Consider the following 22,554-nt stretch of genomic DNA (forward strand, 5'->3'; position numbering starts at 1 on the left):
AAGAGAACCTGCCCGCCGCCAGAGGCGGTCACAGGCTTGTCCCTGCTTCCCTTGAACGGGCGTGGCCGCGCTTTCCGTCGCCTCTCACGGCGTTTTTTTTGCGGGCGGCTGCTTGCCGGCACGCCGAAGCAAGGCGTCGGCTAGCAGCTGGCGATCTTGCGGTGAACCCGACGCGGCGAACTCGATTATGCTTTGCTCCAGCCGGGTGCGCACGGTGACGTCGGCATTGCGCGCACGGGCCAGGGCGGCCGCAAGCGCGTTCGTGTCGAGGGTCGGTTGCTGCAGGAGGTTGGCAGCCTCCCGCCGCGCGGCCTGTCCATCGAGGATCACGTCACGGGATTGGCGGCGCACCTCGCGCAGCGCCTGGCGGAAGATCTTGCGGTCGGCCGCAGGCAGTCGACCACCCGCCGATTCCAGCGAAAGGCCGGGATTGGATTTGCCGATCAGCCAGCCGGCTCCGCCGGCCAACGCTCCGATCAGAAAGACATTCAGCACCAGGGATGCCGCTACGAGACGGGGGTTCATAGATCCTCCTCGACCTGGTCGGCGTCGGGGCCGGCATCGCCGAACGACGTCGCATTGGCGTCCATCACATAGTGGTCCGCGGCAGGGTCCGGCGTGACCACGGTGATCAGCGCCAGCCCTGCCACGGCGCCGGCCAGGCCGACACCTGCAAGCCCGAAGCCCAGCCACCAGAACCGCCGCCGCCGCTTTTGCCTGACCGAGGTAACGGCCCCGGAGACAATCGCGCCATAAAGTGTCGGGCTGGGTGCTTTGACCCGATGCCGGTCAAGCATGGTGTCGAGCCTGCTGGCGTGCGCCAGGATAGCGCGGCCCTCGTCGGTCTCGGCAAACAGTATCGCGGCGGCCTGCTCGGCAGCCGGCCAGCGATGCAATGCGCCGCCATAGGCATCCGCCAGCGCGGCAAAGCGCTCGGCATCCATCGGTCCTTCAAACGGGTTCTCAGCCATTTCTTTCCCCCTTCCGCCGGTTTGACGTGGCCCCCCACGTTCTTGTCCGCAAAGCCGGCGACTCCTGCGCGGCCTCAGTCATCGCCATCGCCTCGGACGAGCATGGCCTGCAAGGAGCGACGACCCCGCGCGAGCAGGCTTTCCAGCGCATCGACGCTGATCTGCATGGCGCCGGCGGCCTCGATGTTGGACAGCTCCTGATAATAGACCAGCACGATCGCCTCGCGCTGGCGCGGCGCGATGCGCTGCAGCGCCTGGTTGACCCTGCGCTCTTCGTCGCCTGGCGTTGCATCGGGAAGCAGCGCTTCATCGGCGACCTCCGGCAGTTCGTCCGTCGTCCATTCGCGCCGGCGCCGCAGCCGGTCGTAGCAAACGTTGAGCGCGACCCGGTGGATCCAGGTGTCGAAACGCGCCTGTCCCTGGCGCCAGCCCGAGGCGTGGCGCCAGATGCGCACGAAGGTCTCCTGGGCGACGTCCTCGGCCTCCGCGGCATCGCCGAGCATGCGCGCGGCCAGGGCAAGGATGCGCGGCAGCTTGCGCGCCACCATCGTCTGCACGGCGGCGGGGTCGCCGGCGCCGATGCGCCGTACCAGTTCTTCGTCCGGATCGGCGCCCATCAAACGGGGCGCTCGAGACTGTCATTGTGCGCCATAACCTCTCGGTCATTGCTCCTGATTGGGAGCGGTTTTGTGGCCGGGCCTCTCGTCGGCGTCGAGCACGCCGTCGCCATTCTTGTCGAGCTTGGCGAAGCGCTTGGCGAGGAAGGCGTCGAGCTCGCCCCTGTCGACGAAGCCGTCCTTGTTGGTATCCATGCGCGCGAAGGACTTGGCCGGGTCGCCCTTGGCCTTGCGCGCGGTCTGGAAAGCGGTCCACTCGGCGAGGCTGACCTTGCCGTCATTGTCCGTATCCGCCCGCATGAACGCCTTTTCCCTGCGCGCTTCGAACTTCTCCAGCGTCAGGCCGGACTTGGCCGTAGCTGAAGTGCCCGGCGTCTGGGCCGGCGCGGGGGCAGGGGTAGGCGGCGTCGTCGTCTGGGCGACCGCGGCCGCGGTCTGCAAACCAAGGGCAACGACGATTATAGTGGCGCGGATCATGCTCTCGTCTCCGGTTGACGCGGCCATTGGCGGCCACGCTTCAGCCGTTAAACGCGGCGACGAGCGAAATCCGTCGGTCCTTTTGGACAGGACAGCAAATCCATCGGATCCGGCCGCGCCGGACCGCTTCCGAACAGAAGCGACGACTATCTCTGGTTGTCGACCACCACCAGCTGGTCCGGCTTGAAGCCGGCATGCTGCGGGGTCCAGACGTCGCCTTCGCGGTTGAACCAGTGGCACAGATACATGCCGGAGGCCGCACCATCGCTGACGGTCATTTCCGGGCCTCCGGATTTCAGCCTGACGACGTCTCCGGTCTTGAAACTATTGGGCATTTCGACCTCCCATGCTGACAGAGGGAGTTTCCCACCAAAGGCGATTCCCGACAATGGCCGAGCTGCGCCGATGACATGGTACAGGCTAGGAAGGCGTGAAAATTGATGCAACTTGCATGACACGCCGTGCAGCACTCCATGCGTGGTCGGATCGTGTCGAGGGCGTGAGGCCGAAGCGGGCGGTCCGATCGCTCCTTGTGTTCAATCGGTGTAGCGCTGCGGAGCCGGCGGCCGCGCCCGATTGGCGTGTCTTCTCAGGCGGAGGTCGGTCATGGACCGTTTATCGGGCCACCGTGCTTTTGCCTTCGTAACCGCTGCCGACAGATTGTCCGCTTCAACCCTTCTGATCTCGGTTGGACGCGGGCTGTTGCCGCCTGCTCCGAAATTGACGTGATAGACCGTCCATCTCCTCGGCACGGGCACGCGGATGGAAGCCCGGCTCGCTTTTTGTGGTTAGGACTTTGATGTCCGCAAGCCGGGCATGCGCCGACCGATGGGCGGGGGGCTTGGGGTTATCAGCCGGCGCGATCGCGAGACTGTCTGATTTGCCCGCTAACCCACAATCGACCGAGGTCCGTCCGGCCGGACGCATTGGTCCGAACGGGCCAAAGATATAGCCCCTTATTCCGTTGGGGCAGGTTGTCTGCGCCGGTGAACTTTTGCCGCCTGCCTCATTGCCTATGGCTGACCCATGGGCGGACCCCCTCAAACGAGCGGCCCCCGCAACAATTGGTTCTCGTGGAGAAATTTGGTGCCGCTTGCGTGACTCGAACACGCGACCCCATCATTACGAATGATGTGCTCTACCAACTGAGCTAAAGCGGCCCGGGAAGCGTCAGGCTTCCAGAATGGGCTGGGTGATAGACGCAACCGCTCCCTAATTCAAGATGGGCAGCGGTGAATTCCGGCCTTGTCGGCGGCAATTCCGATCTACGGTTACCGCGCGACGGGCGCAGGCGTTGCCTGCGGCGGCGTACTGGCCGACCGTCCTTTGCGCCTGGCTGGCCGGCGCGGCCGCGCTGGCGGTGACGAAAAATGTTGATTTTCCAGCAAAAAATGCCGAAATGGCGTTGGATACGCCGGCAAGGCAGCCGCTCGCCCGTTGATCGATTGGCCGCCTGCGGCTAACGATCAGGGAACTGTGAGCGAACGCGCAGAGGGAGCTCGCTTGGACCCCATCGAGAAAGCTATCCGCAATGCCTTCGAGAAGGGCAATGCCGAGGACCGGGTGTTCCGCGAGAGGGTCTATCGATCCGCCTTTGCGGCGCTGGACCGTGTCTTGCAGGCCAATCCGAACATCACGGTCGAGGCCGCCATCGGCCGCCGCAAGGCGGTGCAGGCCAAGATCGCCGAGATCGAATCCGAATTCCTGCCGGCCATCCCCGATGTGACGCTGCCGCCCGAAAACGTCGCGCCGGCCGGCAATGCCGCGCCGGGGCCCCGCGTCGACTATCCGGCCGCGTCGACCGCGCCATCGGTCGACGCGCCGCGGCCACCGTCGCAGACCGCGCCGTCGCCCTCCATCACGGTCGACGGCCCGGTGCAGTCCGATGCTTCGGACCGGCCGCGCTCGCGCGTGCTGCCGCGCGTGCCCGACATCATGCCGGACGAAACGGCGCTTCCCGACGCGCCGTCGCTGGATGATTCGCCGGGCGCTCCCGTCGGTAATGGCGCCCAGGTCGCGCCCGATCGCGACGAGCGGAGAATCAGGGGCCGGCGGCTGCCGCTGACCGCGATCTTCGTCGTCGCGACGCTGCTAGCCGCCCTTGGCATAGGCGGCTATTTCGCGAGCCAGACCGGGGTCTTCAAGACGGCCGCGCAGCTCGACACCGGTCCGCCGGAACCGACGCCGACCCTTGACAGCGAGGATTCGTCGCAGCCGGGCGATACAGGCTCGCCCCAGAAGCCGGGCGAGGCGGATCAGTCGAAGAACTGGATCACCATCTTCTCGCCCGCCGACCCGACCCATGTCAGCACGCCCTCCGACGCCGGCGCCGACGCGATGAAGGACGATACCGGCCAGTTCCTGCGCATCCGCTCCGGCGCCTCGGGCTCAGCCATAGCCTTCGATGTCGGGCAGGGCGTGCTGGAGAAGCTTGCCGGCAAGCATGCCATGTTCGACATCATCGCCCGCTCGGAAGAGGGCAAGGAGACGCAGATTTCGGTCGACTGCAATTTCGGCGATCTCGGCGATTGCGGCCGCAAGCGCTACGCGGTCGGTCACGAACGCAACGAATATCTGTTCGACCTGCAGTTTGCCGACAAGCACCCAGGCGCCGCCGGCACCATCGCCGTCAACTCCGACTTCGACCAGAAGGGCAAGTCCGTCGACATCTACGAGATACGCGTTTCGATCGCGCAGTGATCGCGTGTACTTATCGACGGGCGCGACGCACGCCACCCGTTGCTTCGCGCCAACCGCCCCTCGGGGGAGTATCACGTGGCGGCTGCTCCCGACCGCCCCTTGATGGGGAAGGTCGCGCCGCGGGCGCGGCTGGGGTGAAGCGCCGACGTCAAACCTGTTATCAATCCAGCAGCGCCTGTAGCGTCTCAATGCGGTCGGCTTCGGCGGCCGGCTTGTCCCATCGCAGCCGCGAGATGCGTGGAAAGCGCATCGCCACGCCCGATTTGTGGCGTGTCGAGCGGTTGAGGCCTTCGAACGCCACCTCCAGCACCAGGCCGTTCCGGCGGTCGGCACGCACCGAGCGCACCGGCCCGAAGCGCTCGATCGTGTTGTCGCGGACATATTTGTCGATCTCTCTCAGCTCCTCGTCGGTGAAGCCGAAATAGGCCTTGCCGACAGGCACCAGCTCTTCCGATCCCTCGGGACCGGACCAGACGCCGAAAGTGTAGTCGGAATAGAAGCTGGAGCGCTTGCCGTGGCCGCGCTGCGCATACATCAGAACCGCATCGATGGTGTGCGGGTCGCGCTTCCACTTGAACCACGGGCCTTTTGGCCGGCCTGCAAGATAGGGCGAATCCCAGCGCTTCAGCATCACCCCTTCGATGATCGGATGCGGCGGCGCCTGGCGCAGCCGCTCCAGCGCCTCCCAATCGGGAAACTCGACCAAGGGCGAGAGGTCGAAGCGGCCGGGGTCGAGGGTTTTGACGAAAGCCTCGAGCCGTTCGCGGCGCCGGGCAAAGGGCAGCGCGCGCAAATCCTCGCCGTCGATCTGCAGCGCGTCGTAGCAACGCATGAAGGCCGGATATTGCTGCTGGATTTTCGGCGACACGCTCTTGCGGTTCAGCCGTTGCTGCAGGTCGGAAAAGGTGCCGGTCGCTTCGCGCGGGTCGCCGACCAGCAGCTCGCCGTCGAGCGCGGCTTCGAAATTCATGGCCGCGGCAAGGTCCGGAAAGGCGCCGGACACATCGTCGCCGGTGCGCGAATAGAGCCTGCGCACGCCGCTTTCGCACACGGCCTGCACACGGATGCCGTCCCACTTCCACTCCGCCGCATAGGCGGTGTGTTCGAGTTTCTCGAGGTCGCCGTCGTCGACGGCGTTGGAGAGCATGACCGGCCGGAACAGCGCGAGCGCCGCGCTTATAGGCTTCTCCGCTCGCCCTTCCAGCCAGGCGAACAACTCGGTGTAAGGCGGCGTCAGCCCGTGCCAGAGCTCCTCGATCTCGGCGACGTCGACCTTGCCGAGATCGGCCAGAGCCTGCTTGGCGAGCCGCGCCGACACACCGATGCGCAAGCCGCCGGTCACCAGCTTGATCATCGCGAAGCGCGCCGAGATGCCGGCGCTGTCCAACAGCCGCGCCAGCACTTTCGGCCCGTCGGAGCGGCTCGCCGCCTGCAGCTTGCCGACCACTTCGGCAAGCGTCGGCGCGTGGTTCGGGATATGCCCCGCCGGTTGCGGCCAGACCAGCGATACGGTCTCGGCGAGGTCGCCGACATAGTCGTAGGAATAGCCGAACAGCACGGGGTCCATGCGCTCGACCACCAGCGCGCGCAGCATCGCCGGCTTCACTGCAGCGATGTTGAGGTCCCCGGTGATCGCCGCCAGCGCCAGCCCGCGATCTGGGTCCTCGACACTGCGGAAATAGTCGGTGAGCAGCGTCAGCTTGCCGTTGCGCGACGGCGTCAGCACGAGACGGTCGAGGAGCTCTGCGAAGCGGTTCACGTCAATCGCCCTCGTCCTCGTACCCGACCAGGTGCAGCGGCTTCGCCGCGATGCCTTCGAGCTCGCACCAGCGCACCAGCGCCTCCTCGCGGCCATGCGTGACCCAGATTTCCTCCGCGCCTGTCTCCTTGATCGTGAGGATCAGCTCATCCCAATCGGCATGGTCGGAAATGATCAGCGGCAGCTCGACGCCGCCCTGCTTGGCGCGTTGGCGGATTCGCATCCAGCCTGACGCGAAGCAGGAGATCGGGTCCGGAAAACGCCGCGCCCAGCGGTCGGCGAACGCCGAAGGCGGTCCGACGACGATCGCGCCGGCGAAATCGGCCTTGCCGCCCCTTTCGACCGTGGCCGGCTCCAGCCGGCCGAGATCGATCCCCTGGCCCTGATAATATTCGCTGAGCTTGGCCAGCGCGCCGTGAATGAAGATCGGCCTGTCATAGCCGGCATCGCGCAGCAGGCGCATCACGCGCTGTGCCTTGCCCAGCGCATAGGCGCCGATCAGGTGCGAGCGTTCGGGAAATTGCGCCGCCGATTTGAGCACGCGGGCGATCTCCTCATGGTCGGGCGGATGGCGAAACACCGGCAGTCCGAAGGTCGCCTCGGTGATGAAGACATCGCACCGTATCGGCTCGAACGGCAGGCAGGTGGCGTCCTTCTGCCGCTTGTAGTCACCCGAAGCGACAATGCGCATGCCCCGGTGCTCGACGCAGATCTGCGCCGAGCCCAGAACATGCCCCGCCGGATGAAAGGTGACGGCGACGCCGTTGACGTCGAGCGTTTCGCCAAGGACTGCCGGCTGCGTCGTTCCGGCAAAATCCTCGCCATAGCGCAGCCCCATGATGTCGAGCGTCTCTTGCGTGGCGAGCACCGAGCGGTGGCCGGAGCGCGCGTGGTCCGAATGACCGTGCGTGATCAGCGCCCGCTCGACGGGGCGTACCGGGTCGATGAAGAAATCGCCGGGCGGGCAATAGAGGCCCTCCGGCCGGGATTTGAGCAGTTCGCTGGCGCGCATGCCTGGAAGATAGTGGCTAAATTCTGCGCGGGAAGCCCGTTGCAAGAGACTGCTGACTCATCCTAAAGCCATCCGCGCCGTGCTGCTCGACGCGCCCTGCTCGTCCACCGGCACGGTGCGCCGAGGCTCAGCATCGCAGGTGGGATTCTTCACGAATGAAACCGCTCCAGGCCTCGTCGGGCGATTTGAATGCCGATCGTCGCGCCGATTTCGCCGAGATGCTGCTTGCCTCGGGCGAGCCTGCGCAGGCGGCGGAACTTCTGCTCGGCGCGTTGGAACTCGCGCCGCAATGGGCCGCCGGCTGGTTTCGCCTTGGCGAGATGCATGAGGCGGCAGGCCTGCTCGACCAGGCGGCGCAGGCCTGGGCCATGGCGCTGAAGCTGGAGCCCGCCGACCGTCTTGGCGCCGCGCTCAAGCTTCAACTGATCGGCAAGGCGCCCGCCGTCACGGCGCCGCCCAGCGCCTTTGTCGAGACCTTGTTCGATCATTACGCCGACACTTTCGAGGAGTCGCTTGTCGGGAAGCTGGGCTACCGGCTGCCGGACTTCCTCGGCCAGGCTATCCGCAAGGCGAGGTCCGACCGATTCCGGCTGGCCCTCGACCTCGGCTGTGGCACCGGCCTGATGGGCGAAAGGCTGCGCCCGTTCGTCGACCGGCTGGAGGGCTACGACATCTCGGCCGGCATGCTGAGGAAGGCAAAGGCCAAGGGCATCTATGACCTGCTTTCAAAGGCCGACCTTCAGCGTTTTTGCCACTCCGGCCTGGGAGCCGACCTCGTGGTCGCGGCCGACGTGTTCATCTATGTCGGGGCGCTCGAGGGAATCGTCGGCGCGGTTGCGGACATGCTTGCCGATGGCGGCATCTTCGCGTTCTCGGTCGAGACGCTTGCCGGCGGCGGTGATTTCACCCTGCGCCCATCGCGGCGCTATGCCCACTCCGAAGCCTATGCGCGACGCGTCCTTTCCGCCAACGGGTTTGCCGTCCTGTCGCTGGAAAGCATGGTCATCCGCCACGATCGGCGTGACCCGGTCGAAGGCCTTGCCATCGTGGCCGGCTTCCAGGCTAGAGCTGCCTCAAAGAAGAATTCGGCGACCGGTTGAGCCCGCGCTTGCTGCGAAAAAGCCTGAATGGCATGGTCGAGGTCGCGCGGGGCGGGTATCGAGTCTTTGTTCGTGCAATTTCGGGCGACATGCCGCTATGCACTTTTCCGGAATTGCTCCAAGGAGGGATCCATGCGCTGGACCATGGTTGCATTGGCGTCTTGCCTGACGGTCGCCGGCTGTGTCGGCGGCACGTCGATGGCCGAGCGACAGGACGAGGATATTCAATCCTCCTTGCAATATGACGAAGTGCCTTGCGATCAGTTGCTGGCGCAGCGCAATCAACTGGCGCAGCAGAACAACCTCCCAGTCACGGCCAAGCCCAGCTTCTCCAATCCGGCGATGGGCTTCGGCCCGTTCACGCCGGATATGCGCTCCAAGGCATCGCGCGACAGCAACAAGGCGAGCGGTGAGATCGACGCCATGAACCGCTCGATCGAGCGCCGCGATTGCGGCAAGCCGAAGAAGAAGGAAACCTTCGGACTGCCTGGCTCGAAACCGTCCTAATGCCCGAAAGTGCGCAGCGGTTTTGCGAAAACGACAGCGCGCCGCCAGAAATCAGTAGCCTGCCTCGCGATCGACCAGATTGTCGAGCTTTTCGCCGCGCTCGAAGGCATCCATCTGGCGAAGCATGATCGGCGCCAGGTGGGCCGGGTCCGACGTCGCCGCCGCGTGTGGCGTGATGAAGACTCTCGGATGGCTCCACAGGGGGCTCGTCTTCGGCAGCGGCTCGACCTCGAACACGTCGAGGCTGGCTTCTTTCAGCGTGCCGTCGTCCAGCGCGCGCAGGATATCGGCATCCTTCTGCAGCCGGCCGCGACCGGCATTGATCAGCACGGCGCCGCCGAGGCCGTTGCGGCGGCGCAGTTCCTTCAGCACGCCGTAGTTGATGATGCCTTGCGTGTGCGGCGTCAGCGGCAAGAGCACGACCAGGATATCGGTGGCATTGAGGAAGGGGATCAGCCCCGCTTCGCCGGCATAGGTCGAAACGCCTTTCATCGGCCGCTCGCTGCGCGACCAGCCGTTCACGGCAAAGCCGAGCGACAAAAGCACGGATGCCGCCGCGCGGCCGAGATGGCCGAGGCCCATGATGCCGACCGAAATGTCGCCGGCCGGGCGCTGCAGCGGCTCGTGCCAGATCTTCTTCGGCTGCTGCGCGCGATAGAGCATGCCGTGGCGATGGTGATCGAGCACCCGCCAGGCGACATATTCGGTCATGTACTGGGTGAGATTGTCGGCGACGACCCTGACGATCGGCACGGCTGGCAGGCCGGGATCGGCGAAGATATGGTCGACGCCCGCGCCGACCGAGAAGATGGCTCGCAGGTTGGGCAGCCGTGACAGCAGGTTCGGCTTGTGCTTCCACACCACCGCGTAGGCAATCGAGGGATCGTTGGCGCCGGCCGGCTCCAGCACCACCTCGCGCTCGGCCGCCAGCAACTGGTGCCAGCGCTGTGGATGAAAGGCCGTGACGGCAAGCAGGATTTTGCCCTTTTCCATCTGCGGATATGTCTTCCCTGTTTTGTCGGTCCTGGATTTGAGGAAAAGTGTGTAGCGGTTTTCCGTCCGGAGTTGCGCGAAATGGCTATTCGCTGACCACGCCAGTCGGCGCCGTCTCGATCTTGAAGGCCGCCGCCATCAACGCCCGCGTGTAGTCCGTCTGCGGGCTGCCGAAAATCTGCTCGGAAGGACCCGCTTCGACGACCTTCCCATTGCGCATGACTATGACGTCATTGGCAAGGGCGCGCACGACCTTGAGGTCGTGGCTGATGAAGAGAAAGGCGAGATTGTGCTTGGCCTGCAGGTTGCGCAGGAGATCGACCACTTGCGCCTGCACGCTCATGTCGAGCGCCGAGGTCGGCTCGTCGAGCATGACGAAGCGAGGATTGAGCACCATGGCGCGCGCGATCGCGATGCGCTGGCGCTGGCCGCCGGAAAATTCATGCGGGTAGCGGTAGCGCGTCTCGGGATCGAGCCCGACCTCGTTCAGCACTTGGACGACCTTGTCGTCACGCTCGTCGGGCGAGAGTTTGGGCTCGTGAATGCGCAGTCCTTCCTCGATGATCTCGGCGACGGACATGCGCGGGCTCAACGATCCGAACGGATCCTGGAAGACGATCTGCAATTCGCGCCTCAGCGGCCGCATGGCGCTGAAGGAAAGCTGGTCGATGTCGCGGCCGTTGAAATTGATCGCCCCCGTCGACGAGATCATCCGGGCCAGCGCCAGGCCCAGCGTCGTCTTGCCCGAGCCGGACTCGCCGACGACGCCGAGCGTCTGGCCGGCGCGCACGGTGACGTCGATGCCGTCGACGGCTTTCACATTGTCGACGGTACGGCGGAAGAAGCCGCGCTTGATCGGGAACCAGACCTTGATGTCCTTGCCGGTCATCACCGCCTTTGCGTCCGCGTTCGCCGCCGGCGGCCTGCCCTTCGGCTCGGCGGCCAGCAGATGCTTGGTATAGGGGTGCTGCGGATTGGCGAAGATCTCCTTGGTCGGGCCGGTTTCGACGATCTTGCCCTTGGTCATCACGCAAACCCGGTCGGCGATCTTCCTGACGATGCCGAGGTCATGCGTGATGAACAGCATCGACATGCCCTTGCGGCTTTTCAAGTCCGCGAGCAGTTGGAGGATCTGCGCCTGCACGGTGACGTCGAGCGCCGTCGTCGGCTCGTCGGCGATCAGAAGCTCCGGCTCGTTGGCCAAGGCCATGGCGATCATGACGCGCTGGCGCTGGCCGCCGGAGAGTTGGTGCGGGTAGGCGTCGAGCCGTTTCTCCGGGTCGCGGATGCCGACTTCGTTGAGCAACTCCAGCACGCGCGCCCTGGCCTGCCGGTCGCCGAGGCCCTGATGCAGCTTCAGCACCTCGATGACCTGCTGCTCGACCGTATGCAGCGGGTTGAGCGAGGTCATCGGCTCCTGGAAGATCATGGTGATCTTGTTGCCGCGCACGCCGCGCAAGGCTTTTTCTCCGGCTGCCAGCAGGTCGGCACCCTGGAACAGGATCTTGCCCGACGGATGGCTGGCCATGGGGTAAGGCAACAGCTTCAGCACCGACAGCGCCGAGACCGACTTGCCGGAACCGGATTCGCCGACCAGCGCCACGGTCTCGCCCTTGCCGATATCGAAGGACACGTGATCGACCGCCATCGACGATTTGCCGCCTTGCCCGAAGGCAACGCTCAAGTCGCGGACGGAAAGCAGGGCTTCGGTCATTGGAACGTCTTGCGCGGATCGAAGGCGTCGCGCGCCGCCTCGCCGATGAACACCAGCAGCGACAGCATCAGCGACACGGTGACGAAGCCGGAAATGCCGAGCCACGGCGCGTTGAGATTGCTTTGCGCCTGTTTCATGAGTTCGCCCAGCGAAGGCGAACCTGGCGGCAGGCCAAAGCCGAGATAATCGAGCGAAGTGAGCGTCGAGATCGCGCCGCTCGTCAAGAACGGCAGGAAGGTCAGGGTTGCCACCATAGCGTTGGGCAGGAGGTGGCGGAACATGATGGTCAGATTGGGCACGCCAAGCGCCCGCGCCGCGTTGACATACTCGAAGTTGCGCGCGCGCAGGAACTCGGCGCGCACCACGCCGACCAGCGCCACCCAAGAAAAGACCAGCATAAGGCCGAGCAGGATGAAGAAGCCCGGCGGCAGGATGGCCGAGATGATGAGCAGCAGATAGAGCACCGGGATCGCCGACCAAATCTCGATCACGCGCTGGAACAGAAGGTCGGTCCAGCCGCCGAAATAGCCTTGCACCGCGCCCGCTGCGACGCCGATCAACGAGGAGCCCGCGGTCAGGATCAGGCCGAACAGAACCGAGATGCGGAAGCCGTAGATGAGCCGGGCCAGCACGTCGCGCGCCTGGTCGTCCGTGCCCAGCCAGTTCCAGTTGCCGACGATGCAATCCGGATCGGCGGCCTTCTGCGGATACTGGCTGCAGCGCTTCTCCGCATCATATTCCCAAGAAGGTTTGGCCGGGGCGGCTTCGGGGATGGCGTTGTTGACCGTGCGGTAGGAATAGCGGACCGGCGGCCAGATCATCCAGCCATTGGCATTGATTTCGTCGCGGATGACCGGGTCGCGGTAGTCGGTCACGGCATAGAAACCGCCGAACTTCTCTTCCGGGTAGGCGACCAGCACCGGGAACAGGATCTCGCCCTTGTAGGAGACGATGATCGGCTTATCGTTGGCTATCCATTCCGAAAACAGCGACAGCACGAACAGGACCAGGAAGATCCACAGCGACCAGTAGCCGCGCCGGTTGGCCTTGAAATTCTGCCATCGACGGCGGTTGAGTGGCGACAGCCACGGCCGCCTGGTGCGTTTCGGCGGGCTTCCCGCGGCGGCCTCTGACATCAGACGTCTCTCCGCTCGAAATCGATACGCGGATCGACCCAGGTGTACATCAGATCGGACAGCAATCCGACGAGCAGGCCCAGCAGCGAGAAGATGTAGAGATTGGCGAACACGACGGGGTAATCGCGTTGCAGGACGGATTTGAAGCCGAGCAGCCCGAGGCCGTCGAGCGAGAAGATGTTCTCGATCAGCAGTGAGCCGGTGAAGAAAGCCGAGATGAAGGCGCCGGGAAAGCCGGCGATGACGATCAGCATGGCGTTGCGGAAGACATGGCCGTAGAGCACCCTGTGCTCGGACAGGCCCTTGGCGCGCGCCGTGACCACATATTGCTTGCGGATCTCCTCGAGGAAGGAATTCTTGGTGAGCAGCGTCGTCGTGGCGAAGGCGGACAGGACCAGCGCCGTCAGCGGCAGCGTCATGTGCCAGAAATAGTCGACGATCCTGGCCGGCCAGGACAGTTGGTCCCAATTGTCGGAAACGATGCCGCGCAGCGGGAACCAGTCCCAGAAGGAGCCGCCGGCGAACAGCACCATCAAGAGGATGCCGAACAGGAAGCTCGGAATGGCGTAGCCGACGATGACGACGCCGCTGGTCCACATGTCGAACGCCGAGCCGTCCTTGACCGCCTTGCGGATGCCGAGAGGTATCGAGATCAGGTAGGAGAGGATCGTGATCCAGATCCCGAGCGAGATCGACACCGGCATCTTCTCTAGTATCAGGTTGAGCACCGAGATGTCGCGGAAATAGCTGTCGCCGAAATCGAAGCGCAGGTAATTCCACAGCATCATGCCGAAGCGCTCCAGCGGCGGCTTGTCGAAGCCGAACTGCTTCTCGAGCTTCTTGATGAATTCAGGGTCCAGCCCTTGCGCGCCGCGGTATTTCGAGCCGACATCGCCCGCCGCGTCGAAATTGGCCCCGGCGACATCGCCGCCGCCGCTGCCGAGGCGATCATTGCCTCCCTGGTTGTTGAGGCTTGCGATGACCTGCTCCACAGGTCCGCCTGGCGCGAACTGGATCACGGCGAAAGAGATTGCCATGATGCCGAACAGCGTCGGGATCATCAGCAGGACGCGGCGCAGGATATAGGCGCCCATCAGGCGGCCGATCCCGCGTGAATGATCATGTCAGGCTTTGCCAATCTTTGCCGCCTTGCCCTTGTCGACCCACCAGAGCGTTTCGACCGGAAAGCCGAAATCGGGTTTCTGCTCGGGGAAGCCGAACATGTCCCAAAAGGCGCTTCGGTGATTCGCCAGGTACCAACTTGGAATCCAATCGCGCCGCGCGCGCAAGACCCGGTCGAGCGCGCGCATCGCAACCGTCAGGGTTTCGCGATCCTTGGCGGCGCCGACGGCATCGATCAGCGCGTCGATGGCCGGGCTCGCTATGCCTGGCAGGTTCCTAGAGCCCGCAATGCCGGCGCTGCGCGAGTGGAAGAAAATCTCGAGATCGTCGCGGGTCGGCGTGGCGCCGAAACTGAAAGCAGCCGAGAGCAGATCGAAATCGTATGTCGATTGCCTGAGCTGGTATTGCGCTGAATCGACGAGCCGGATCGAGGCGTCGATGCCGATCGCCTTCATGTTGTCGACCCAGGGCGAATAGATCTGGACGAAGATGTCGTCATCGGCGAGGATCTCGGCTGACAGCCGCCCGCCCTTGTCGTTGACGACGAAATCGCCCGAACGTTTCCAGCCCGCGTCGCCGAGAAGCTTGGCCGCCTTGCCGAGCAACTGGCGGTCCCGTCCCGAGCCGTTCGACACCGCCTGGGTCACGGCCTCGCCAAAGGCTTCGGGCGGAATCTGATCGCGCAACGGTTCCAGCAAGGCCAGTTCCTGCGGCGAGGGTTTTCCCTCGGCGCGATAATCCGACTTTTCGAAGCAGGACTGCGAGCGCTCGTAGGAGCCGTAGAAGAAATTGCGCCGCGTCCATTCGAAATCGAAGCAGAGCGCGATCGCCTGCCGCACGCGGGGGTCGCGGAACTGCTCGCGCCTCTGGTTGACGGCGGTGGCCTGCATGGAAGGCACTTTCTCAGCGGGGAACTCGCGCTTCACCACCCTGCCGTCCTTCACGGCCGGAAAATCATACCCTGTTGCCCAGATGCGCGAGACGAATTCCTCCTTGTAGAGGATCTCGCCCTTCTTGAAGGCCTCGAACGAGGCGTTGCGGTTCTGGTAGAACTCGATGCGGATACGCTGGAAATTGTTCTGGCCGCGATTGACCGCAAGGTCGTTTCCCCAATAGTCCGCAACCCGCTCATATTCGATCCAGGCGCCGGCCGACCAGCGGCCGACCTTATAGGCGCCCGAGCCGAGCGGCGGGTTGAGCTGCGAGGAATCGAACGGATTGGCGCTGAAGAAGGCCTTGGACAGGATCGGATACTGTACGACGTTGAGGATGGTGCGCGCCGTCTGCTTGCCGGTGAATTTGAGCTGCAGCGTGTGCGTATCCACCGCGATCGCGTCCTCGAGCTGCGCGAGCGGCAGCGAATAGTCCGGATGGCCCTTGTCCTTCAGCAGCTTGAAGGTGAAGGCCGCGTCCTCGGCCGTCAGCGGCGAGCCGTCATGAAAGCGCGCCTGCGGGCGCAGTGCAAAGGTGAAGCCGTTGCGGTCGTTGGAAAGCGTGACGCCTTCGGCGATCAGTCCGTAGACGGCGTCGGGCTCGTCCAGCGCCCTTGCCATCAACTGGTCGAAGCACAGCTCCATGCGCTGAGGAGCGGAGCCTTTCGGCACGAAGGCGTTCATCGTATCGAAGGTGAGCGGGCTCTGGTTGGCGCCCCAGTTGGGCGGCAGGAAATTGAAAGAGCCGCCTTGCGGCGCGTTGACATCGACATAGTCGAAATGCGTGAAATCCGGCTTGTATCTGAGATCGCCGAAAGCCGACAGGCCGTGCAGTTTGACGCCCGTGGCGGTGTCCGCGAAAGCCCTGCCGGGCAACAGCGCGGCGGCCGTCGCCGCGGCGCCGAGCGCCAGGAAGTCGCGGCGCGGAAGCACAGACCGCCGCCCCATCAGTTGCCGCTCTTGTATTTGGCGGCCAGCGCCTTTTCCTTGTCGGTGTCGATCCACCATGAATCGATGTCGGCGCCGCGGTAGCTGGGCTGCTTGTCCGGAATGCCGAACTTGTTCCAATAGGCCAACCACACCACCGCGCGATAGAATTGCGGCACCACATAGTAGTTCCACAAAAGCACCCGATCGAGCGCACGGGTGGTGGCGACGAGGTCCTCGCGGTCGGTGGCGAAGATGATGCGGTCGACCAGCGCGTCGACCACCGGATCCTTGATGCCCGAATAGTTGCGCGATCCCGGCGTGTCCGCCGCTTTCGAGCTCCAGAAGTCGCGCTGCTCGTTGCCCGGCGATTCCGACTGCTGGAGCAGGCTGGTGATGACGTCATAGTCGAAATTGTTGACGCGGTTGATGTACTGGGTCTGGTCGATGATGCGCAGACTGGCGTCCACGCCGATCTTGCGCAGGTTGGCGATCCAGTTGCCGGTCAGCACCTGGTCGGTTTCGTTCCAGCCGACGATCTCGAACTTGAACGGCTGGCCGGTCTTGGCATTGACCATCTTGCCGCCCTTGATCACCCAGCCTGCCTGGGCGAACAGGTCGACGGCCTGTTTCAGATATTTCCGTTCCGCCTGCGGCGAGTCATAGACCGGCAGCTTGAATTCCTGCGTGAAAAGCTCCGGCGGCAGCTTGTCGCGGTATTTTTCGAGGATTTCCAGCTCCTTGCCCTGCGGCAGGCCGCTCGATGCCAGCTCGGTGTTCTGGAAGTAGCTGGCGGTGCGGGTGTTGTAGTTGAAGAACAGCGTGCGGTTCATCGTCTGGAAATCGTATGGATAAGTCAGCGCCTCACGCACCCGCCGATCCTGGAACAGCGGCCGCCGCTGGTTGAGCATGAAGGCCTGCATCGGCTCCGGCGAAGTGGTCTTGAACTCCTTTTTGGTGACGTCGCCGGCCTTGATTGCCGGAAAATCATAGAACGTCGCCCATTTCTTCGAGCTGTTTTCCGGCTTGATGTCGTCGAGCCCGCCCTTGGTGAAGGCCTGCCACGCGGCGTTGTCGTCCAGCATGTAGGTGAAGCGCTGGGTGTCGAAATTCTCGCGCCCGATCTTCACCGGCAGCTTGGCGCCCCAATAGTCGGGCACGCGCTGCCAGACGATTTCCGAACCCGGCTTGAAGCTGGAGATCTTGTAGGCGGCCGAACCCAGCGGCGGCTCCTGCGTCGGCTTGGTGATATCGCGCTTCTTGCCGTTGGCGCCGGTTCCTTCCCACCAATGCTTCGGCAGCACGACGAGGTCGCCGAGGATCTTGGGCAGTTCGCGGTTGCCCTTCTGGTTGAAATGGAACTCGACCTCGCGGTCCGAGACCGCTACCGCTTCGGTCACATTCTCGAAATAGCGGCTGTACATCGGGCTGTTGGCCTTCAGCACCTGGAACGACCAGATCACGTCTTCGGCGGTGATCGGCTGGCCGTCATGCCATTTGGCGCGCGGGTCGAGCCGGTAGGTCGCCGAGGAATAGTCGGACGGATACTTGTAGGCGTCGGCAATCAGGGGATGGCTGACGCTGCCTTCGTCCGTCGCCTGCTCCATCAGCGTGTCGTAGAGTAGTCCACCGCCGAAGGGCTGCAGGCCCGCGGCCGGCGACCCTTGCACGATGTAGGGGTTGAAGCTGTCGAACGTGCCCTGGACGACGGAATTGTATGTGCCGCCCTTCGGCGCGTCCGGGTTGACGTAATCGTAGTGCGGGAAATTCTCGCCATATTTCGAAGGCCCGATCAGCGAGGACGTCGTGTGCCAGTCATCGGCGAGACCGGCCTGGAGGCTGGCGGCGAAGGCGATCGCAAACGCCGATGCGAAAAGCGTGCGGAAGCGGCCAACCTTCATGGGGTCTCCTTCGTCGCGAAATTCAATCACCGCAATCTAGATCATCTGACGCCGGTGAAAACCGCAAGGGCCGCCTTTGTTGCCGTCCTTACAGCTTTCCTAACAGAAAAGCCGGGACGAACCCGGCTTTTCCAAGGAAGTCTCTATGACAAATTATTATTGAGCGGGCGCGGCGGGCTTGGCCGGAGCGGCTCCCTCGGCCGGCTTGGCGGCGCCGTCCGCCGGCTTGGCGGCGTCGGCGGGCTTGGAAGCATCGGCGGCGGCCCCGGGCGCCGGCAGCGGCTTCGGATTATCCGACAGCGTGCGAAGATAGGCGATGACGTCGGCGCGGTCTTCATCCTTCGGCAGGCCGGCGAAGCCCATCGCCGTGCCCTTCACGAACTTCTTTGGCGAGGTGAGGAAGTGGTTCAGGTTGTCGTACGTCCAATGTTCCTGGCCGCCCTTGGAGAAATCCTTCATGCCGCTCGAATAGGCAAAACCGGCATGCTCGGCGACGGGACGGTCGACGATGTCCCAGAGATCAGGACCGACCTTGTTCGGACCGCCCTTCTCACCCGAGTGGCAAGCCTGGCATTTCTTGAAGATGGCGGCGCCCGCTTCCGCCTTGGCGGTGGCGAGCAGCTCGGCGATCGGCTTGGCTGCGGCCGCGGGAGCGGCCGCACCGCCCTCGGTCTGCTCCTGAGCTTCGATGGCGAAGCCGGGCTTTTCGGGTGCCGGCGAGGCGAACAGGCCGTCCGAGACGAGACCTATCGAAAAGATGACGAAGCAGGTTCCCAGAAATCCGCCGAGCAGCTTGTTGACTTCGTTGGAATCCATACGCCCCTTGCTCCCTTTTCCGGCGGACCGTCCCGTCCACTCCGTCCGTCGGTATCGCGAACTGCCTCGAAAGGCCAGTCAAATCGGGCGGAAACTAGGTCTTTTGCTCTGGCGTTGCAACACCTATAAGGGCGCGTCCAGTGAGACCTTTTGCCACTTTTCCATCCGCATTTTTCGACCGCCCGGAAATCTGATGTCAACCCTGATCCTTATCCCCGCCCGCATGGCCTCGACGCGCTTGCCGGGCAAGCCGCTGGCCGACATCGCGGGCGCGCCGATGATCGTCCATGTCGCGCGCCGCGCCGCCGAGGCCGGGCTCGGCCGCGTCGTGGTGGCGACCGATACGCCAACCGTTGCGGAGGCCGTGCGGGCGCATGGCTTCGAGGCGGTCATGACCCGTGTGGATCATGAATCGGGCTCCGACCGCATCTTCGAGGCGCTGACGGCGCTCGATCCCGAAGAACGAGTGGAAACGATCGTCAACGTCCAGGGCGACCTGCCGACCATCGATCCCGGGATCATCGGCGCGTCGCTGCGGCCGTTCGAGGACAGATCGGTCGACATCGCCACGCTCGGCGTCGAGATCGTGCGCGACGAGGAGAAGACCAATCCGAACGTGGTCAAGATCGTCGGCTCGCCGCTGTCGTCGACGCGGCTTAAAGCGCTCTACTTCACCCGCGCCACCGCGCCCTGGGGCGAGGGGCCGCTCTACCACCACATAGGCCTCTATGCCTATCGCCGCGCGGCGCTCGAGCGCTTCGTGGCGCTGAAGCCATCGCCGCTGGAGCGCCGCGAACGGCTCGAGCAGCTGCGCGCGCTGGAAGCCGGCATGCGCATCGACGCCGAGATCGTCAATTCGCTGCCGCTGGGCGTCGACACGCCCGACGACCTCGAACGGGCACGAAAGATCCTTTCAAACTGAGAAATCCGCATGGCCGAGAAGACGAACAGAATCTCTTTCCAGGGCGAACCCGGCGCCAATTCCGACACGGCCTGCCGCAACATGTTCCCGTCGATGGAACCTTTGCCTTGCCCGACCTTCGAGGACGCGTTCAACGCGGTCGAGACCGGCAAGGCGGAGCTCGCCATGATCCCGATCGAGAACACGATCGCCGGGCGCGTCGCCGATATCCATCACCTCCTCCCTGAATCGAGGCTGCATATCGTCGGCGAATATTTCCTGCCGATCCACTTCCAGCTCATGGTGCTGCCCGGCGTGAAGCGCGAGGAGATCAAGACCGTCCATAGCCATATCCACGCGCTCGGCCAGTGCCGCAAATACATTCGCAAGAACGGCTGGAAGCCGGTGATCGCCGGCGACACGGCCGGTTCGGCGAAGATGGTGTCGCAGGTCAAGGACCGCACCATGGCCTCGCTGGCTCCGGCTTTGGCCGCGGAACTCTATGGGCTCGACATCATCGAGAAGAATGTCGAGGACACGGACTCCAACGTCACCCGCTTCGTCGTGCTGACCAAGAGCAAGCAGTGGGTGGAGCGCCCCACGCCGGACGCCAAGATGATGACGACCTTCATCTTCCGTGTCCGCAACGTGCCGGCCGCGCTCTACAAGGCCATGGGCGGCTTCGCCACCAACGGCATCAACATGACCAAGCTCGAGAGCTACCAGCTCGGCGCCTTCACCGCGACGCTGTTTTACGCCGACATCGAAGGCCATCCGGACGACCCGCTGGTCAAGCTGGCATTGGACGAGCTGCGCTTCTTCTCACGCGAGGTGCGCATCCTCGGCGTCTACCCGGCAAGCGCCTCGCGCGAGCAATGGAAGGTTGCGGATTAGCCGGCGCAATTCAGATCAGGCCGGCCTGACCTGAATTTTCAGCCGAAGCCCAGCGGCACGTAGTCGATCTCCATGAACTTCTCGACCTCGGGCACCCAGCGGTCGCGCACGAAGGCGACGTGGTCGGGATGCTCGTTGTAGCGCGTGTAGGCGGCCTGGTCGGCGAACTCCATCGAGAAGCCGAACTGGTAGTCGTTCTTCGGGCTCACCTGCCGCAACTGCTCGAAATGCGTGACGCCCTTGATGCCGGTGAGGATTTTCTTCGCGTCGTGCAGGAACCGCTTTGTCTCCAGGGACTGCAGCGGATGCTTCAACGTGAACACGACGGTATGACGGATCATTCTTCTGCTCCTATTCGCTGTCGACCCAGGCGCGGATGAGGTGATGGGCGATCGCCCCTTTCGGCGGTGTGATCAAACCGCCGGCATGCTGCCTGTCCAGCATCGAGCGCACCTCGTCGCGAAGAAACCAGCGGCAGTCCTCCAACTCGTTGAGGTCGGCCTGGATATCCTCGTTGAGCGGCTCGCCGAAGCAGCCGATCATCAGTGAATACGGGAACGGCCAGGGCTGGCTGGCGTGATAGACGACGCGGCCGAGCCGGATACCGGCCTCTTCCAGCGTCTCGCGCCGCACCGCCGCCTCGATCGTCTCGCCGGGCTCGATGAAGCCGGCAAGGGCCGAGTACATGCCCGGCGCGAAATGCCGGCCGCGCCCCAGCAGGCATTTCTCCCGCGTCGCCGTCAGCATGATCGCCACCGGATCGGTACGCGGGAAATGGTCGGTGCCGCAGGCCGGGCAGTGGCGCCTGTAGCCGCCGGCGCGCATCTCCGATCGGTTGCCGCATTTCGAGCAGAAGGCGTGGCTGGCGTGCCAGGCGAGCAGCGCCGCCCCTTGCGCCAGCGCGCCGGCGGCCGCCTCGTCGATCAGCCCTTGCATATAGACGGAACGATAGTCGATCGCCTTGATCGGCGCTGGGAGATTCTCCGGCTCGATGCCCGCGGGCACGGCCAGCACCGGGCCGGCGTCGGAGAAGCCGAGCAGCACGCCACCATCGAGCGAGACATCGAAAGCGTCGCTCTCGGCCACGTCGAACCAGGGGTCGAACTTGCCGTCGTCGGGTTTGAGGTAGAGCCGGCCGGCATGCATCAGCATCAGTCGCGCGGTCGGGTCGGCCAGCGCCTTTTCGACTGCGTCGTCGGCGCGGTTCTCGGACTGCCGATCGATCCGGTTGCCGGCGAAACCGACGAATTGGCTCGGCTCGCGCAGGGGCGCGTCAAACAGGCGAAAGCTCATGGGGACTCGGTGGCTTGGGAGACTCGAAGGTGCTGGATGGACACTGGTCAGCTTATAACGCTGCCTTCATCGTTTCGGCAAACCGCCTGATGTCGGAGCGCTGGTAGGGTTCGCGCATGCCGTGCCCCCAGACCGGCCCCGGCCAGCCGGAATCGCCCTCGGAGCGGGCGACGACATGGACATGCAACTGCCGCACGATGTTGCCCAGCGCGCCGGTGTTGATCTTGGTGCAGCCGGTCACCCGCTTCAGCGCCTGCGCCACCATGTTTGTCTCGAAGGTGAGCATCGCCTGGTCGAGCGGCGTCATGTCGTGAAGCTCCTCGATGCCCGGCCGCTGCGGCACCAGGACCAGCCACGGCCAGCGGCGGTCGTTCATCAGCCTGAGTTCGCAGAGGCCGAGCCACATGAGCTGCTCGCTGTCGGCTTCCAGCCGGGCATCCAGCGTAAATCCGGCCGTCAGGCCAGGCTGCATCGGCGTTTCCCTCGCTTTGTGTATTATGTTCCAAACCGGTGAACGCTAGAGCGGCGGCAAGGTGGCTGCAAGCGATTCATTGGCCGCTGTCATCGATTTGAAGGTCTGCCGCCGGCGGAATATTCGGGTGGCTCTTGGCGATGCTGTGCCTCGGCCCTTGCATTTCGCCGCTGGATTGCCGATATGGAGCGCGGGAGGTTGGTGGTGGACGATCCACTCGCCAACCGGGTCAGGTCCGGAAGGAAGCAGCCCTAACGAGCCCGGAACGGGTCATTGTTCCAGCCTCCCGCCTCTTCGCCTTTCTCCCGCG

The 22,554-nt window shown here is 64.3% G+C and carries 22 protein-coding genes, 1 tRNA gene and 1 other RNA gene; 6 read left to right on the forward strand and 18 right to left on the reverse strand.

Annotated elements, in window-relative coordinates:
• Window positions 1–84 precede the first annotated feature (84 nt).
• The 6 genes from ACR64R_RS25780 to ACR64R_RS25805 form a co-directional block, all read right to left on the reverse strand.
• Window positions 85–525 (reverse strand): periplasmic heavy metal sensor, encoded by a 441-nt coding sequence (locus ACR64R_RS25780; RefSeq protein ID WP_487359058.1) that lies wholly within the window; start codon window positions 523–525, stop codon window positions 85–87.
• Window positions 522–971 (reverse strand): hypothetical protein, encoded by a 450-nt coding sequence (locus ACR64R_RS25785; RefSeq protein ID WP_487359059.1) that lies wholly within the window; start codon window positions 969–971, stop codon window positions 522–524. Before ACR64R_RS25785 ends, ACR64R_RS25780 begins: the two co-directional genes overlap by 4 nt.
• A gap of 74 nt (window positions 972–1,045) precedes the next feature.
• A complete protein-coding gene (locus tag ACR64R_RS25790; protein WP_487359060.1) occupies window positions 1,046–1,588 on the reverse strand; it encodes an RNA polymerase sigma factor in 543 nt (180 codons plus the stop codon).
• Window positions 1,589–1,633: 45 nt separating this feature from the next.
• A complete protein-coding gene (locus ACR64R_RS25795; RefSeq protein ID WP_487359061.1) occupies window positions 1,634–2,065 on the reverse strand; it encodes an EF-hand domain-containing protein in 432 nt (143 codons plus the stop codon).
• A gap of 146 nt (window positions 2,066–2,211) precedes the next feature.
• On the reverse strand, window positions 2,212–2,400 hold the full coding sequence (locus ACR64R_RS25800) for a YodC family protein (RefSeq protein WP_487359062.1): 189 nt from the start codon (window positions 2,398–2,400) through the stop codon (window positions 2,212–2,214).
• 749 nt (window positions 2,401–3,149) lie between these two features.
• Window positions 3,150–3,225, reverse strand: a tRNA-Thr gene (locus ACR64R_RS25805).
• A 343-nt stretch (window positions 3,226–3,568) separates the two neighbouring features.
• On the opposite strand from ACR64R_RS25805, the gene ACR64R_RS25810 reads away from it, so the two are divergent.
• On the forward strand, window positions 3,569–4,765 hold the full coding sequence (locus ACR64R_RS25810; RefSeq protein WP_487359063.1) for a hypothetical protein: 1,197 nt from the start codon (window positions 3,569–3,571) through the stop codon (window positions 4,763–4,765).
• Window positions 4,766–4,925: 160 nt separating this feature from the next.
• Here the strand turns inward: ACR64R_RS25810 and ACR64R_RS25815 are convergent, their stop codons facing one another.
• The gene (locus ACR64R_RS25815; RefSeq protein WP_487359064.1) at window positions 4,926–6,524 is read right to left on the reverse strand and encodes a cisplatin damage response ATP-dependent DNA ligase; all 1,599 of its coding nucleotides are present in this window, start codon (window positions 6,522–6,524) and stop codon (window positions 4,926–4,928) included.
• 1 nt (window position 6,525) lies between these two features.
• Window positions 6,526–7,536 carry a ligase-associated DNA damage response exonuclease gene (locus ACR64R_RS25820; protein WP_487359065.1) on the reverse strand — a complete coding sequence of 337 codons (1,011 nt, stop codon included), beginning with the start codon at window positions 7,534–7,536 and terminating at the stop codon, window positions 6,526–6,528.
• A 155-nt stretch (window positions 7,537–7,691) separates the two neighbouring features.
• Here ACR64R_RS25820 and ACR64R_RS25825 point away from each other — a divergent pair, with 155 nt between their 5' ends.
• Window positions 7,692–8,636: a methyltransferase gene (locus tag ACR64R_RS25825; RefSeq protein ID WP_487359066.1), complete on the forward strand. Its 945-nt coding sequence runs from the start codon at window positions 7,692–7,694 to the stop codon at window positions 8,634–8,636.
• A 132-nt stretch (window positions 8,637–8,768) separates the two neighbouring features.
• Window positions 8,769–9,143 carry a hypothetical protein gene (locus ACR64R_RS25830; RefSeq protein WP_487359067.1) on the forward strand — a complete coding sequence of 125 codons (375 nt, stop codon included), beginning with the start codon at window positions 8,769–8,771 and terminating at the stop codon, window positions 9,141–9,143.
• Window positions 9,144–9,194: 51 nt separating this feature from the next.
• On the opposite strand, the gene ACR64R_RS25835 is transcribed toward ACR64R_RS25830, so the two are convergent.
• The 7 genes from ACR64R_RS25835 to ACR64R_RS25865 all read right to left on the reverse strand — a co-directional run bounded on the left by ACR64R_RS25835 (window position 9,195) and on the right by ACR64R_RS25865 (window position 18,684).
• On the reverse strand, window positions 9,195–10,136 hold the full coding sequence (locus ACR64R_RS25835) for a 2-hydroxyacid dehydrogenase (RefSeq protein ID WP_487359068.1): 942 nt from the start codon (window positions 10,134–10,136) through the stop codon (window positions 9,195–9,197).
• An 85-nt stretch (window positions 10,137–10,221) separates the two neighbouring features.
• Window positions 10,222–11,850 (reverse strand): ABC transporter ATP-binding protein, encoded by a 1,629-nt coding sequence (locus ACR64R_RS25840; RefSeq protein ID WP_487359069.1) that lies wholly within the window; start codon window positions 11,848–11,850, stop codon window positions 10,222–10,224.
• Window positions 11,847–12,986 carry an ABC transporter permease gene (locus ACR64R_RS25845; protein WP_487359070.1) on the reverse strand — a complete coding sequence of 380 codons (1,140 nt, stop codon included), beginning with the start codon at window positions 12,984–12,986 and terminating at the stop codon, window positions 11,847–11,849. Before ACR64R_RS25845 ends, ACR64R_RS25840 begins: the two co-directional genes overlap by 4 nt.
• Window positions 12,986–14,080 (reverse strand): microcin C ABC transporter permease YejB, encoded by a 1,095-nt coding sequence (locus ACR64R_RS25850; protein ID WP_487359071.1) that lies wholly within the window; start codon window positions 14,078–14,080, stop codon window positions 12,986–12,988. The genes ACR64R_RS25845 and ACR64R_RS25850 overlap by 1 nt, the downstream gene beginning before the upstream one ends.
• Window positions 14,081–14,110: 30 nt before the next feature.
• The gene (locus tag ACR64R_RS25855) at window positions 14,111–15,988 is read right to left on the reverse strand and encodes an extracellular solute-binding protein (protein WP_487359072.1); all 1,878 of its coding nucleotides are present in this window, start codon (window positions 15,986–15,988) and stop codon (window positions 14,111–14,113) included.
• Window positions 15,988–17,868, reverse strand: coding sequence for an extracellular solute-binding protein (locus ACR64R_RS25860; protein WP_487359073.1), 1,881 nt, complete (start codon window positions 17,866–17,868; stop codon window positions 15,988–15,990). Before ACR64R_RS25860 ends, ACR64R_RS25855 begins: the two co-directional genes overlap by 1 nt.
• A gap of 156 nt (window positions 17,869–18,024) precedes the next feature.
• The gene (locus tag ACR64R_RS25865) at window positions 18,025–18,684 is read right to left on the reverse strand and encodes a c-type cytochrome (RefSeq protein ID WP_487359074.1); all 660 of its coding nucleotides are present in this window, start codon (window positions 18,682–18,684) and stop codon (window positions 18,025–18,027) included.
• A 193-nt stretch (window positions 18,685–18,877) separates the two neighbouring features.
• On the opposite strand from ACR64R_RS25865, the gene ACR64R_RS25870 reads away from it, so the two are divergent.
• Together ACR64R_RS25870 and ACR64R_RS25875 are read left to right on the forward strand one after the other, a co-directional pair.
• Entirely contained in the window at window positions 18,878–19,606 is a 729-nt protein-coding gene (locus tag ACR64R_RS25870) for a 3-deoxy-manno-octulosonate cytidylyltransferase (protein ID WP_487359075.1), read from the forward strand.
• Window positions 19,607–19,615: 9 nt separating this feature from the next.
• Window positions 19,616–20,479 (forward strand): prephenate dehydratase, encoded by an 864-nt coding sequence (locus ACR64R_RS25875; protein ID WP_487359076.1) that lies wholly within the window; start codon window positions 19,616–19,618, stop codon window positions 20,477–20,479.
• Window positions 20,480–20,517: 38 nt separating this feature from the next.
• Here the strand turns inward: ACR64R_RS25875 and ACR64R_RS25880 are convergent, their stop codons facing one another.
• The 3 genes from ACR64R_RS25880 to ACR64R_RS25890 are packed head-to-tail and all read right to left on the reverse strand — an operon-like array spanning window position 20,518 to window position 22,244.
• Window positions 20,518–20,820 (reverse strand): Dabb family protein, encoded by a 303-nt coding sequence (locus tag ACR64R_RS25880; RefSeq protein WP_140843772.1) that lies wholly within the window; start codon window positions 20,818–20,820, stop codon window positions 20,518–20,520.
• A gap of 10 nt (window positions 20,821–20,830) precedes the next feature.
• On the reverse strand, window positions 20,831–21,772 hold the full coding sequence (gene nudC / locus ACR64R_RS25885) for an NAD(+) diphosphatase (RefSeq protein ID WP_487359077.1): 942 nt from the start codon (window positions 21,770–21,772) through the stop codon (window positions 20,831–20,833).
• A gap of 52 nt (window positions 21,773–21,824) precedes the next feature.
• Complete coding sequence (locus tag ACR64R_RS25890) at window positions 21,825–22,244, reverse strand: HIT domain-containing protein (RefSeq protein ID WP_487359078.1); 420 nt, start codon at window positions 22,242–22,244, stop codon at window positions 21,825–21,827.
• A 193-nt stretch (window positions 22,245–22,437) separates the two neighbouring features.
• On the opposite strand from ACR64R_RS25890, the gene ffs reads away from it, so the two are divergent.
• Window positions 22,438–22,534, forward strand: an RNA gene (ffs, locus tag ACR64R_RS25895) — signal recognition particle sRNA small type.
• The last annotated feature ends 20 nt before the right edge of the window (window positions 22,535–22,554 follow it).

The sequence above is a fragment of the Mesorhizobium sp. MC2-1-1 genome, from assembly GCF_057597255.1.